This window comes from Rossellomorea sp. NS-SX7, from assembly GCF_052828565.1.
Genome location: NZ_CM128249.1, coordinates 466,632 through 479,565 on the forward strand (window position 1 = coordinate 466,632; position 12,934 = coordinate 479,565).

The 12,934-nt window shown below is 47.4% G+C and carries 15 protein-coding genes; 13 read left to right on the forward strand and 2 right to left on the reverse strand.

Translation table 11 applies throughout. From position 1 onward, the window contains the following. Positions 1-197: 197 nt before the first annotated feature. From ACUXV2_RS02205 to ACUXV2_RS02220, 4 genes are all read left to right on the forward strand, one after another. Complete coding sequence (locus tag ACUXV2_RS02205) at positions 198-419, forward strand: hypothetical protein (protein WP_446245437.1); 222 nt, start codon at positions 198-200, stop codon at positions 417-419. Between the two features lie 163 nt (positions 420-582). Further along, entirely contained in the window at positions 583-1,266 is a 684-nt protein-coding gene (locus ACUXV2_RS02210) for a Dph6-related ATP pyrophosphatase (protein WP_446245438.1), read from the forward strand. A 185-nt stretch (positions 1,267-1,451) separates the two neighbouring features. Continuing rightward, positions 1,452-2,498 (forward strand): lactonase family protein, encoded by a 1,047-nt coding sequence (locus ACUXV2_RS02215; protein WP_446245439.1) that lies wholly within the window; start codon positions 1,452-1,454, stop codon positions 2,496-2,498. 177 nt (positions 2,499-2,675) lie between these two features. After that, positions 2,676-3,170, forward strand: coding sequence for a hypothetical protein (locus ACUXV2_RS02220; protein WP_446245440.1), 495 nt, complete (start codon positions 2,676-2,678; stop codon positions 3,168-3,170). A gap of 294 nt (positions 3,171-3,464) precedes the next feature. On the opposite strand, the gene katG is transcribed toward ACUXV2_RS02220, so the two are convergent. Continuing rightward, positions 3,465-5,687, reverse strand: coding sequence for a catalase/peroxidase HPI (gene katG, locus ACUXV2_RS02225; RefSeq protein WP_446245441.1), 2,223 nt, complete (start codon positions 5,685-5,687; stop codon positions 3,465-3,467). 274 nt (positions 5,688-5,961) lie between these two features. On the opposite strand from katG, the gene ACUXV2_RS02230 reads away from it, so the two are divergent. The 3 genes from ACUXV2_RS02230 to ACUXV2_RS02240 all read left to right on the forward strand — a co-directional run bounded on the left by ACUXV2_RS02230 (position 5,962) and on the right by ACUXV2_RS02240 (position 7,683). Further along, entirely contained in the window at positions 5,962-6,384 is a 423-nt protein-coding gene (locus ACUXV2_RS02230) for an SRPBCC domain-containing protein (RefSeq protein ID WP_446245442.1), read from the forward strand. Positions 6,385-6,532: 148 nt separating this feature from the next. Continuing rightward, positions 6,533-7,003, forward strand: a complete 471-nt coding sequence (locus ACUXV2_RS02235) for an SRPBCC family protein (protein ID WP_446245443.1) — start codon at positions 6,533-6,535, stop codon at positions 7,001-7,003. 89 nt (positions 7,004-7,092) lie between these two features. Continuing rightward, entirely contained in the window at positions 7,093-7,683 is a 591-nt protein-coding gene (locus ACUXV2_RS02240) for a Crp/Fnr family transcriptional regulator (protein WP_446245444.1), read from the forward strand. Here the strand turns inward: ACUXV2_RS02240 and ACUXV2_RS02245 are convergent. After that, positions 7,680-8,387, reverse strand: a complete 708-nt coding sequence (locus tag ACUXV2_RS02245; protein ID WP_446245445.1) for a DUF4386 domain-containing protein — start codon at positions 8,385-8,387, stop codon at positions 7,680-7,682. The genes ACUXV2_RS02240 and ACUXV2_RS02245 overlap by 4 nt on opposite strands. A 191-nt stretch (positions 8,388-8,578) precedes the next feature. Here ACUXV2_RS02245 and ACUXV2_RS02250 point away from each other — a divergent pair, with 191 nt between their 5' ends. The 6 genes from ACUXV2_RS02250 to ACUXV2_RS02275 all read left to right on the forward strand — a co-directional run bounded on the left by ACUXV2_RS02250 (position 8,579) and on the right by ACUXV2_RS02275 (position 12,927). After that, positions 8,579-9,118, forward strand: coding sequence for a DinB family protein (locus ACUXV2_RS02250; protein WP_446245446.1), 540 nt, complete (start codon positions 8,579-8,581; stop codon positions 9,116-9,118). A gap of 2 nt (positions 9,119-9,120) precedes the next feature. Continuing rightward, a complete protein-coding gene (locus ACUXV2_RS02255; RefSeq protein ID WP_446245447.1) occupies positions 9,121-9,462 on the forward strand; it encodes a hypothetical protein in 342 nt (113 codons plus the stop codon). Between the two features lie 83 nt (positions 9,463-9,545). Further along, positions 9,546-10,040, forward strand: a complete 495-nt coding sequence (locus ACUXV2_RS02260) for a GNAT family N-acetyltransferase (protein ID WP_446245448.1) — start codon at positions 9,546-9,548, stop codon at positions 10,038-10,040. Positions 10,041-10,149: 109 nt separating this feature from the next. Continuing rightward, positions 10,150-10,569: a hypothetical protein gene (locus ACUXV2_RS02265; RefSeq protein ID WP_446245449.1), complete on the forward strand. Its 420-nt coding sequence runs from the start codon at positions 10,150-10,152 to the stop codon at positions 10,567-10,569. Positions 10,570-10,620: 51 nt separating this feature from the next. Next, positions 10,621-11,127 carry a DUF1648 domain-containing protein gene (locus ACUXV2_RS02270; protein WP_446245450.1) on the forward strand — a complete coding sequence of 169 codons (507 nt, stop codon included), beginning with the start codon at positions 10,621-10,623 and terminating at the stop codon, positions 11,125-11,127. Between the two features lie 228 nt (positions 11,128-11,355). Then, positions 11,356-12,927, forward strand: coding sequence for a fatty acid--CoA ligase (locus ACUXV2_RS02275; RefSeq protein ID WP_446245451.1), 1,572 nt, complete (start codon positions 11,356-11,358; stop codon positions 12,925-12,927). Positions 12,928-12,934: the final 7 nt, after the last annotated feature.

The window sequence follows — 12,934 nt, forward strand, 5'->3', positions numbered from 1 at the left end:
CCCTAATTTGTTTTCCTATACTGGATGCTGAGTTTGTTCACAGATTTCTAACGTAAATGGCCTTTCCTTAAGCACACTGAAACGCTAGTGTTACAGGAACAGCCATCAACTTTTTAGCAAGAAACCGAATTTCTAAAAAAATAAACAGGGAATTTATGTTAAACTGTTGTTGGATTTAATGGGGGAAGGGACTTAATATGTTGAAAACACTATTTGAAAAGATCATTTATTTTGCCTTTACGGTCTTTATCTTTATCATCTTATGGAATATAATGGCCGCGCTTTGGGAGGCTTTTGTGCCTTGGAATTATAAAACGGATCTTATTGGTATCTTTGTTGTGATTCCAGCATTGGTGGCTGCTGCTTTTATCCTATCGAGTGTATCTTTTAAAGTGATCAGGAATTCTGGAAAAAGTTAGGTCATACGAAACATTCGCTTGCGGAGGACTGGAACACATCAGCCGATCAATAAGAGGGAATTCACTATTTTAAGAGAATAATAGTAATAAGGCAGTTACAAAGGACGACTTATAACATGCACTGTCTAATTTACATAAAATCCAGCAACCACAGGAGGTCAACATGAAAACAGTGATCGGATTCAGCGGTGGGAAGGATTCCACCCTCGCATTATATAAAATACAGCAAAACCCTGAGTATGAAGTGGATTCTTTGCTGGTCACCCTGACGGAAGGGTTTGGCCGGGTCTCGATTCACGGAGTCAGGTATGAGCTGCTCAAGCAGCAGTCTGAGTCGCTGGGGATTCCGCTGAGAGAAGTGTGGATCCCGCAAGGATGCACGAATGAAGTGTATCAGGAGCGGATGGAAAGAGCGGTCTCCGAGATGAGGGATGACGGGGTCACGCATATCGTTTTCGGGGATATCCACCTGAAGGATGTCCGGGAATACAGGGAAACCATGATGACAGGGACGGGAATAACCCCGGTGTTTCCCTTGTGGAATCGGCCTGTTGAGGAGATCAGCCGCGAATTTATCGATCTTTCCTTCAAGACGGTGATTACATGTGTCGATATGGATCAAATCGATCGGTCCTTCGCCGGGAGGGTCTATGATGAGTCGTTTATCGGGGATTATCCTGTGGAAACCCAGGATATTTGCGGCGAGAATGGCGAGTTTCACTCGTTTGTGTATGACGGTCCGAACTTTTCCTTTCCGATTGAGTATGAATTGGGGGAAGAGCGGGTGTCGCCGGATCATGTGACGAAGCGGGATCGTTTTTTATATAAGGATGTCATTCCGAAGTAGTGGCAGGCGGGGTTTCCTTCTGGCATTTGTATGAAAAGTGGCTTGAGAACAGCCACTGTGTATATGGTGAGTTGAAAGGTTGGGAAAATTCAGGTGTGCTGTTTTTATGCTGCCTGATTTTTTTGTTATAGTGGTATAAGTAGTAATGATGGATTTTTATTAAAGCTCATAAGGAGTGTTTTTCAATGACAAACTATATCGGATATGTTGGTACATACACAAAGCAGGAAAGTAAAGGAGTGTATCAGTTCACACTTGATACAGATAAAAAAGAACTCACGGATGTGACGCTTGCCGCTGAAGTGGACAATCCTACATATGTGACGGTGAGTGGAGATAACAAGAATCTGTATGCCGTCTCCAAAGAGGGTGAAAATGGCGGGGTCACTGCCTTTTCACTCGATTCTTCAACTGGCGGTCTGACAAAATTGAACAGTCACAGCACTGCCGGCGCCAATCCATGTCATGTGAGTGTGGATCACGAGAGCCGCACGGTGGTGACGGCCAACTATCATACAACGATGATCGAATCCTACCTGACGAATGAGGATGGTTCGCTTCAATCACTGATCTCCAGTATCGAGCATGGGGGATCTGGACCGCATGAAAGACAGGAGAAGCCACATATGCATTATGCAGGTTTCACTCCGGACGGCAAATATGTGATCGCGGTCGATCTCGGAAGTGACCGTGTTTACACGTACGGGGTTAGGAATGGTGAGTTAACGGAGGCAGCAGTATTTGAAACGAAGCCTGGGAGTGGTCCGAGACATATTGCGTTCCATCCGAATGGGAAATTCGCCTATGTCATGACGGAGCTTAGCTCAGAGGTCCTTGTGCTGCACTATGATGAGAAGGATGGACGTTTTTCAGAACAGCAATACATTCCTGCGATTCCTGAAGACTTCAATGAAACGAATGATGGAAGTGCCATTCACGTTTCACAAGATGGGCAGTTCGTTTATGCTGGAAATCGCGGACATAACAGCATCGCGGTCTATAATGTCGACCAGGATTCAGGGAAGTTGACCTTTGTAGAATGGACGTCCACTGAAGGCAATTGGCCGCGTGATTTTGTACTGGATCCGACGGGAGAATTCCTTGTGGCATCCAACCAGAAATCGAACACACTGACGTTATTCGGCAGGGATCAAGAGACGGGAAGGCTCCAACTGCTGCAGTCCGGAGTCAAAGTTCCAGAGCCGGTTTGTGTGAAATTTTTGAATAGATAAGAAATAGGTTTTGGAGCCTGTTGCCGGTATGCTATGTGTTCATACCGGGGACAGGCCCTTATTTTTTACACAGGAATTCATTACATGCTTTTTTGAAATAAAGGAAATCCGCATCCTCAGGAAGAATAAGTTACCAGAAACTAGTAATTTTATAAAAGAGGATGGGGAGGAAACGCTTTGACCAGTAAAGAAAATAAGGTGGCTTCCGCGCTTACCATTGTGGGTGTGGCCTGCATCGCGATTGGGATCATCTCTGGTTTGTATTACGGAATGAACGATATGTTTGTTCCTTTGGGTTGGGGGAATATACAGGGCTTGTTGGGGTTTGGCGTGTTCATTAATGGATTGGTATGGGGGATTGTGTTCTTGGGTTTTGCAGAAATCATCAAGCTTTTGCAAGGTATATTCAATCAAGGGGAACCATCCGGACCTCAGATATTGATGCCGTCTGCTCCTGCGGCATCCGTGCAACGGAAGCAGCGGGATCCACACGAGGTATCGAAGTATGAGCGGATGGAAATAGAAGAGTTTTATTCCGAAAAAGGGTGGACCGTGGAGAAGATTGAACGGACGGAGCGGGAAGATTTCTTCGTGGTCACTGTGAATGGGAAGAAGGAATTGGTTGAGCTGGGTGGGTTTAAGCCGGTGGTTCATCCCTTTGAAGAGAAGTGAATGGGTACGGGGCCCTGCCTGGTTGGTGGAGCGGGGTCTTTTTTTGTTTGTTTTTGAGATGTGACTCTTACCGCGCGATAGTGAAAAAGGTTTTTGATAATAAAAGAGTTGTTTTTGATAATAATCGTGGAGTCTTGCCGGTTATCTTTATGAATACTTTGAATCGGGCGGGGGAAGGAGGCTAATTGACTTGTTTTGAAGCGATTATTAGTGTCATTTTCAAAAAAAGAGCCTGGCCCCGGAAAGAGCGAACGTTATGCTCTCATATCGGGGGCCAGGCTTTTTAAAAACAGTTTATTGGCATTTCACATCAAATCGATCGGCATCCATTACTTTCGCCCAGGCGGACACGAAATCGTGGACGAATTTTTCTTTGTTGTCATCCTGCGCATAGACTTCGGCGAGGGCGCGGAGAACCGAGTTTGAACCGAAGACGAGGTCGAAGCGTGAGGCTTTGCGAACGACTTCGCCTGTTTTGCGGTCGCGACCTTCGTATTGGTTGAAGCCTGCCGGTTTCCACTCGATGCCCATGTCCAGCAGATTCACGAAGAAGTCGTTGGTAAGGGTGCCGACGCGGTCGGTGAATACGCCGTGGTCCGTTCCGCCATGATTGGTGCCGAGGACACGCATGCCGCCTAGCAGGACGGTCATTTCAGGGGCAGTCAGGCCTAATAGCTGGGATTTATCGACGAGCATTTCTTCAGGGCTGATGGAGTATTCTTGCTTCTGATAGTTTCGGAATCCATCCGATACCGGCTCCAATACCGAGAAGCTGTCGATATCCGTCTGCTCCTGTGTGGCGTCGCCGCGTCCTGGTGTGAATGGGACAGTCACATTGAAACCTGCATCCTTTGCCGCTTTTTCGATGGCTGCGTTTCCGCCGAGGACGATCAGGTCGGCCAGGCTGACGTTCTTGTCCAGTCCGCTTTGGAGGTCTTCGTAGACACCGAGGACTTTCTCCAGCTGCTGTGGTTCGTTGGCTTCCCAGTCTTTCTCAGGGGAGAGACGGATGCGTCCACCGTTCGCGCCTCCGCGCATATCGGAGCCGCGGAATGTGCTCGCTGAAGCCCAGGCTGTTTTCACGAGTTCGCTCACGGATAATCCGGAGTTCAGGATTTTTTCTTTCAGTTGAGCGACTTCAGCATTGGATAGTTCATAATCGACTGCCGGAACAGGGTCTTGCCAGATCAAATCTTCTTCCGGCACCTCAGGCCCCATGTATCTGTCTTTAGGCCCCATGTCGCGGTGTAGCAGTTTGAACCATGCACGTGAGAAGGCATCGGCGAATTCGTCCGGTTTCTTGTGGAATCGGCGTGCAATTTTTTCATAATCAGGATCCATCCGCAAGGCCATATCGGCTGTCGTCATCATCGTCTTCACTCGGATGGACGGGTCCTCTGCGTCAGGGGCCATATGCTCTTCCGTCATATTGACCGGTGCCCATTGGGAAGCACCCGCCGGACTCTTCGTCAACTCCCACTCGTATCCGAACAAGAGGTCGAAGTAGCCGTTATCCCATTTCGTCGGGTTCGTCGTCCAGGCACCTTCGACACCGCTTGAAATCGTGTCGCGCCCTTTTCCACTGCCGTGTGAGCTGTGCCAGCCGAGCCCTTGCTTATCCATCGTCGCCGCTTCCGGATCATCGCCGACAAGGGAAGCGTCACCGGCACCGTGGGCTTTCCCGAATGTGTGGCCGCCTGCGATGAGTGCCACCGTTTCTTCGTCATTCATCGCCATCCGGCCGAATGTATCGCGGATGTCGCGGGCACTTCCTAGCGGATCAGGCTCTCCGTTCGGACCTTCCGGATTGACATAGATCAGACCCATCTGTACGGCAGCGAGCGGTTTTTCAAGGTCGCGGTCGCCGGAGTAGCGGTTGTCTGCCAGCCATTCCTTCTCTGTGCCCCAATACACATCTTCTTCGGGATGCCAGATGTCTTCACGCCCCGCACCGAATCCAAATGTCTTCAAGCCCATCGACTCAAGAGCTACGTTACCTGTCAACACAAGCAGGTCCGCCCAGGAAATCTTGTTCCCGTACTTTTGCTTGATAGGCCATAACAGGCGGCGTGCTTTATCCAGGTTGACGTTGTCTGGCCAGCTGTTCAATGGTGCGAAGCGCTGTGAACCGGATGAGCTTCCTCCGCGGCCGTCGCCTTCGCGGTATGTACCTGCTGCATGCCAGGACATGCGGATGAAGAATGGACCATAATGACCGTAGTCGGCCGGCCACCAATCCTGGCTGTCTGTCATCAAAGAATGAAGGTCTTTCTTCAGCGCATCGTAATCGAGTTTCGAGAATTCTTCACGGTAGTTGAAGTCTTCCCCCATCGGATTCGATTTTCTGTCATGCTGGCGGAGGATGCCCAGGTTGAGCATATTCGGCCACCAGTCTTTATTCGTCGTCCCGCGCGGATCCGTCGTCGTCGTGATCGCGCTGTCCTTATGGTGTGTGACAGGACACTCCCCTGATGCAGCACTGTGTTCTTTTTGGTCTGGTCTGTTATGGTTTTCCATTTTCCAATCTCCCTTCTTTTCCATTGAAATGTTTTAAGTAGAAGTAGGATAATTATGAAAATTCTTACTTTCTATTATATTGGACTGCCACATAGATTGAAAGCGAGAAGCATTGTTGCATGCTTCCTATTATGTACAAGGTGCACCTCCAAAATTCGAGTTTCAAGTAGGAAGTTCATCACTTCTTCTAGAAATGATGAATGGAGCACTATTTTTATATTCATAGGAACATAGCGGACCCATCCATAAAAAAAATGAAAGCGGGTTGAGATCAATGAACAATCGAACGAAAATGAACATCCTGAAACCGGCAAATGACATCTTTGAGGCTTTTGTTGATCCTGAGAAGATCGGGCATTTCTGGTTTTCTACGAGCTCAGAGCGTTGGACAGAGGGGAAGACGATCACCTTGAGATACGAAGAATATGATGCCCAAGGCGAGATTCATATAAAAGAAATCCTCGAAAATGAAAAAATTGTTTTCGAGTGGGCAGGGGGACATATCGTCACCATCAACTTCCTTCCATCTGAAAATGAAGGGACGATTGTAGAAGTCATGGAGGAAGGGTTTGATGAGGATGATGACGGCTTCATAGAGAGCCTATTGGACAACAAAGAAGGATGGGTTTATATGTTGAGTTGTTTAAAGGGATACATGGAGTTCGGAGTGGATCTCAGGGCTGCGTTGGTTAAGTGAGAAGAGAGTGTGCCTGAGCTTTGATGAGGTTCTGCCTCTTCGGAAGCGCGAGAACGTTATTTTGAAATCATGATGAAAAAAGAAGGAAAGAAGTCCAACTTGTCAAATACACTATTTAATAGCATGAAATCTTAGGAGGTCGTTCAATTTGAGTATTCCATTCGAAGTGAAAAAAAACTTTCAGGTTTCCAAAGAAGAAGTCTATGCAAGCCTGCTGGACCTCGAAGCAGCCAAGATATGGATGAAGGGTGTAGTGGCAATCGAGCGCATGGATGAAGGTCCGTTGCTTGAAGGCAGCGAGTGGAAGGAAACAAGAAAGATGTTCGGCAAAGAAGCCTCTGAATATTTTGAGGTAGTGGAGCTGAAAGAACCGGATAAGATTGTGCTCAGGTGCGACGGTACGAAAGGAACGACAGGCAAAGGGGAATTTGTATTTACATATCTGTTGACTTCATCAGGCAGTCAAACTGAGGTTACGTTACTTGGTGAAATCAGAGGATTGGCCGGTCTGTCAAAATGGCTGGGCAAATTGATGGCGGGAACTTTTAAGAAGGCATGTGCGAAGGATTTGGATTGTTTGAAAGAGTATTTGGAAAAGACGAAGGTGGCCAGCCATTGAAAGGGGCGGGATCCCCGGTGTACGAGTTTCCGTTCAGCTTCTTGATGTAATAAAATACAGAGAAAAAAATATGAGAGGGAGGTTCAACGATGAAAGATGTCCTCATTCAGTACATGAAACGTTTTTCAAACCTCAGTGAAGAAGAGCTGGTTAAACTTACGGACAACGTTCCTGTAGCTGCCTTTAAGAAAGGTACGGTATTATTGCATCAAGGTGAAGTCCCCGATAGATGTTATTTTGTATTAACAGGCTGTGTCCGCCAATATGCGGTAGATGCAGATGGTAAAGAGACCACCTTCAATTTTTTCACGGAAGAACAGAGCGTTACGATTTTCAACCAGCATTCCATCGATAAAGCCTCCAATTATTCACTGAGCTGTCTGGAAGACTGTATCCTCGTCGTGGGTGATTTGTCTATAGAGCAGGACATGTATGATGAACATCCGGTGTTACAAGCGATGACGAGAAAAATGATGGAAGAGGATATCGGGGCCATGCATGACCATTTTGCTTCCTTTATCTCCTCGTCACCGGAAGAAAGATACAATGCATTGCTTGAAAAGAGACCTGGCCTCATTAACAGGGTGCCTCAGTATCAGTTGGCCAGTTATCTTGGAATTACGCCGGAGTCCCTCAGCCGGATAAAAAAACGGTCGGGCCACCTGAGAGTGGTAGATTAATCGGCAGACGTCACTTTTCTTCCTTTCACCAACAGCCAAATACCGAAACCCAGTTCACCGATCAACATCGGTGCCATCAGGATCGTTTCAAGCAGCATCGTTACACCTTCAAACTGAGGCAGGGCCCGATACATGAGATGAACCAGTATGTAGCTCACTCCAGCTGCCATGACCAAGCTGCTGATTATTTTGGGAATGTGCTTTGATTTCCATGCGGCAAAACCGACAGCCATGAGATGTAGCCCGAAAATGATCAAGGCCGCTGACCAGATGGATTCAAAGGATGCAAACGATGCCATAACCTTTGATGCGGTGATATCCACCGATCCATTGAAAGACGCTTCTCCGGCGGTGTTGTTAGCCATAACGAGATGTGATACGGCTGTTGCAAGCATGACGGTGTAAAGCAAGCGCAGCCAGCCAGCGGCTATTGCATATCCTTGATGGATCGGCTTCAAATAAACATAGAATCCCCATGACACCAATAAGTCCATCAGAATAATGACGATCCATCCGATGATCCCTAGTTCAAACAATGAGCCGGATAATTGGATGTTTTTTAGTGTAGTGATACCATCCCCGCTAGCGATCGAACCGTGCACATACCCATAAGAGAAAAATGCCGAGATCGTCATGATCAGCAAAGCCGCGCCTGAAAGGATGGCAGCCTTTTGTCGTCTGTTTTGGTTGATGGTTGTTTTCATAAAAAAACCTCCTCAAAGATGATTTCAAGATTAATTGTAATGTTGATTGATAAAGTCCTCATTGACTTAAGTCAAGAGATTGATCGTTTGTGTGAAAAATAAGTCTGCCCCCGGGCAAGCTGGAGCGTTGATGGACCGGAGGCAGGCAGCAGCTATGTTATAGAAGATTTTATTGAAAAGGGGAAAAGGTTATGAACTTTGAATTAAATCAAGCAATCGAGATCCTGGAAAATACCCCGAAAACCCTCCAATCTCTCCTCATGGGTTTGTCGGCGGACTGGCTGGAATGTCATGAAGGGGAGGGGACCTGGAATGCGATTGAAGTCGTCGAGCATTTGATCGAAGGGGAGAAACAAAATTGGATTCCACGGTTGAAGATGATTTTTCATGAAGGGGAAAGCACGGTGTTCCCTGTATTCGATCGTTTTTCACACTTGGCAGAAGATGAAGGAATGAGCCTTGAAGACAAGCTGGCGGAATTTGCTGCACTCAGGTCTGGGAATGTGAGAGAGTTGAAAGAGTTAGTAGTTGAACAGCGCCATTCCCTCGACAAGACGGGGATGCACCCTGCTTTCGGCAAGGTCAGTGCACAGGAATTGATCTCAACCTGGGCGGTCCATGACTTGACCCATCTCTCACAGATTGTGCGGGTGTTCTCGAATCGATACAAGGAAGATGTGGGGCCTTGGAAGGAGTATCTGGGGATATTGAGGAGAACGGAGGAGAAGTAAGAGTGAGTACGATGAGGAGTCTCCTCATGGGATTTACATTGTTAATAGCCTTCATGATGGGGTGTCAGCCCGGATCAGAAGCATCGACTGCTTCTGTAGTAGTCATAAACGGAAATCCATACTATGGTCAAGGAACCGTCCGAACCGGTGAATATACGTTAAAAGAGAAGATAGGTACGGTTCAATCCAAGGTCGACTCTGATGTGATGCCTGTGGAGGATTATTCATCTAATACACTAAAGGTGGGTACCGCTGTATTCAGTATTGAAGAGGATCATGAAATTTTTCTTATCGAACGATCTAGTCATGAGTTTCAGGTTTTTTCGATAGAAGGTCAAAGGTGACTGTTTTATTTTTACAGGAAAACGCTGTCCCTCTGATATAATTGATACTATGAATTTATAAACCAAATATTGGAGGATTTAAGATGGAAATCAAATCTATTCAGCCGACTGTCAAGCTGGCACAGTACAGCGAAAGATACATGAAACAGCTTGCCGCGTTTCAACTGCCTGACCAACAGTTGGAATTCACCAGCATGCCGATGGAGAAAATCCATCATCCCGCCATCTCGAGGAACACGGTCCATGTCATGATCCTTGAGGGCGACGAACCGGTCGGTTACTTTGCTCTGGAAGACGGAACAAAATTACATAAGTATAGTGATAATCCCCATGCACGCTTATTGACCTCCTTCTCGATCGATTCGAGGCAGCAGGGGAGAGGGCTTGCAAAGAAGGGCCTGACTTTATTGCCGGGATTCATCAGGGACAATCTGCCGGACATCAATGAAGTGGTCCTTGGTGTGAATAAACGGAATGAAGCGGCGATCAGTCTGTATTTAAAGACGGGGTTTGTCGATGAGGATGAAATCTATGAGGGGCCAAAAGGTCCTCAGCATGTGCTGCATTTGAGAGTTTGAATGGTCTGGAGCCTGGTTAGGGCTCTTTTTTTTATTTGGATGAATGGTATTGGATTAATATGGAATTAACTGTAAGATGTAGGTAGACGGATCTGTAGGGGGAATATCTTTGAGCGCTAAAAAAGAAGTCCAAACGATTAACTGGACGGTACTCGCGCTTTTTGTGCTGGCGGGTATGGTGTTTGCAGGGAACACGTTCGGCAGCATGATGAATGCAACGCCGGATGCGTATGATGGGATGCAGTCACGCATCGAGATCCGGTGGGATCAGGAGCTTTTAGTGTTTGCTGTGATCTTGGGTCTGTGTACTGTATTACTCGGTATCCTCTGGAAGCGATTATTTCCGCATAATGTACCGCTCGCCATCATACTCGGTGGATTCTGGTACTTTCTTCTTTTTCAAGTCACAGTTGTTGGATGGGCTGGACTTGCCGGGATTCTGGGATTAGTGGTTGCGGTTGGTGCAGGAGTGATCATGATGGTGGTGTATGCGTTGGGTGAGCGGAGATGGAGATTGCGGGGGCGTTGATCGACTAAAGGTCTACAGCAGTCCTGATGAGGAATAGGTGGTGCGTGGAAGGTGTTAAGCTCAAGAAATAGACCTAAAATAGAATTATCAAAAACGAAGATTGAGTGGATATGGGACATCATTGGTTACTCAATTTATTTAGGTTCGATTCTCTTTTTGATCTACAAGTGGAACGAGATACCTGACAAAGTGCCAGCCCATTTCAATGCGCTGGGAGAAGTGGATCGTTGGGGGTCAAAAATGGAGCTGCTCATCCTGCCGGTAATAGGTGCATTCGTTGCAGTGCTCATGCAAGTTATTGAGAAATTTCCTGAGACACATAACCATCCAGCCCGGTTGAATGAAGAGAATGCCGAACAGTTTTACTTGCTGAGCAGAAAAATGATTAACAGTTCTAAAAATATTTGTTTACTCATTTTTTCTTTGATTGTATTTGAATCGATTTCGCTCGCACTTGGCTGGGGGAACGGGTTTGGAGTGTGGTTGCTGCCGGTGATATTACTTTCCGTGCTCATTCCTATAATAGTGGGAATTATAAGGCAGCGGAAAATTAGATAGCGGGTCATGGTGGCTGGTACCATGACCCATGTTGCCCGTGAGCTAACTAAGGCTGACGGATTTTTTATATTTGTTGTCCTTCTTTAAAAATGAAAAGGGTTTAGGGTTAATTTGCAGAATATTCTAATAGTGGGGTTTTGGTCTATTCATAACCTCAATGCAAACCAACAAACAACACGAAGCATTGGCAGGCATAGAGCGTTCAAACTTATTCTGGGAGGAATGAAAATGAGCACGACGATTGGCAAGATTTTTGACCTGACTGTAAAGAAGTTTTCGAACAAGGAAGCCCTCTATGATGTGCGAAAAGATCTCCGCTTTACATACAGTGAGTGGAACGATGAGGTGAACCGGCTGGCGAATGCCCTGATGGCGGAGGGTGTGAGGAAAGGGGACCGGGTGTCGACCATCATGTTCAATACGGAGGAACTCGGAACCGCCTTCTTTGCATGCGCAAAAATAGGGGCGGTGTTCAATCCGATCAATTTCCGGCTGCAGGCCGAAGAGGTGGCGTTCATCCTGAATGATGCCGCCCCTAAGGTCGTCCTGTTTGAAAAAGCGGTGGAGCCTGTCATTGCTTCGATTGAAAATAGATTTCCTCAGACGGGGTTCTGGTTCATAGACGACGGGACGCCGGAGTATGCTGTAAGCTATCATGAGAAAGTGAAGGCTGCAGAACCAAAAGCAGTGGATGCAGAAATTGATGAGGATGATCTGTATGCGATCATGTATACAAGCGGAACGACCGGAAGACCAAAGGGTGTGATGCATAAGCACCGGAATATGGTGGAGCAGAGCTTGATCGTTATTGGTTCAACGAAACTTGGAGCAGGGGACGTCGGTCTTGTGACCGCTCCGATGTTCCACTGTGCGGAGCTTCACTGTGCCTTCCTGCCGAGGATCCATGCCGGCGGAAGCAACGTCATCCTCCACCAGTTCCAGCCGAAGAAAGTGCTGGAGCTGATTGACTCAGAAAAGATCACCAAATTCTTTGCGGCTCCGACGATGTGGAATATGATCCTGCAGGAAAATCTATCAGACTATAACATTGAAAGTCTGCAGATCGGACTGTACGGTGCAGCCCCGATGGCACCGTCGCTCGTGCATGCGTGCCACGACCGCCTTGGAATAAAGCTTGTGCAGGCATATGGCATGACGGAAATGGGACCTGCCATCACGTTTTTATCAGAAGAAGACCAGCTTCGGAAGGCAGGGGCTGCAGGGCAGGCGTGCCTGAACCATGAAATCAGAATCGTGAAGCCGAATGAAGACGGACCGAGTGATCCAGACGCGATCATGGCACCGGGTGAAAGCGGGGAAATCATCGTGCAGGGGCCGTGCATGATGACCGGTTACTTCAACCGCGAGGAAGCTTCGGAAAAAGCGATGCATAAAGACTGGTACCATTCAGGGGATATCGGTTACCTAGATGAAGACGGCTTCCTTTGGGTCAAAGACAGGGTCGACGACATGATCATCTCAGGCGGGGAGAATATTTATCCTCGTGAGGTGGAGGATGTACTGCATGCTCATGAGGGTGTGCTTGATGTCGCGATTGTCGGGATGCCAGATGACCGTTGGGGAGAGAGTGTGACGGCTTTTGTAGTGAAGAAGGATCCGGGTGTCACGGAAGAGGATCTTGATGAGTGGTGTAAAGAGAGTGACAGTCTTGCCAACTATAAACGGCCGAGAAGGTATGAGTTTGTAGAGGAGCTGCCGCGGAATGCGAGTGGGAAGATCCAGAAGTTTGTGCTGCGGAAGAGGATGGAGGAGTTGTTGACGGAGGGTCGGGCTAAGTAAGGATAGT

Bases quoted from the DNA above. Each gene is read 5' to 3' on its own strand.
- ACUXV2_RS02205 (WP_446245437.1), top strand. From the start codon at position 198: ATGTTGAAAACACTATTTGAAAAGATCATTTATTTTGCCTTTACGGTC.
- ACUXV2_RS02210 (WP_446245438.1), top strand. From the start codon at position 583: ATGAAAACAGTGATCGGATTCAGCGGTGGGAAGGATTCCACCCTCGCA.
- ACUXV2_RS02215 (WP_446245439.1), top strand. From the start codon at position 1,452: ATGACAAACTATATCGGATATGTTGGTACATACACAAAGCAGGAAAGT.
- katG (WP_446245441.1), bottom strand. From the start codon at position 5,687: ATGGAAAACCATAACAGACCAGACCAAAAAGAACACAGTGCTGCATCA.
- ACUXV2_RS02230 (WP_446245442.1), top strand. From the start codon at position 5,962: ATGAACAATCGAACGAAAATGAACATCCTGAAACCGGCAAATGACATC.
- ACUXV2_RS02240 (WP_446245444.1), top strand. From the start codon at position 7,093: ATGAAAGATGTCCTCATTCAGTACATGAAACGTTTTTCAAACCTCAGT.
- ACUXV2_RS02245 (WP_446245445.1), bottom strand. From the start codon at position 8,387: ATGAAAACAACCATCAACCAAAACAGACGACAAAAGGCTGCCATCCTT.
- ACUXV2_RS02250 (WP_446245446.1), top strand. From the start codon at position 8,579: ATGAACTTTGAATTAAATCAAGCAATCGAGATCCTGGAAAATACCCCG.
- ACUXV2_RS02260 (WP_446245448.1), top strand. From the start codon at position 9,546: ATGGAAATCAAATCTATTCAGCCGACTGTCAAGCTGGCACAGTACAGC.
- ACUXV2_RS02275 (WP_446245451.1), top strand. From the start codon at position 11,356: ATGAGCACGACGATTGGCAAGATTTTTGACCTGACTGTAAAGAAGTTT.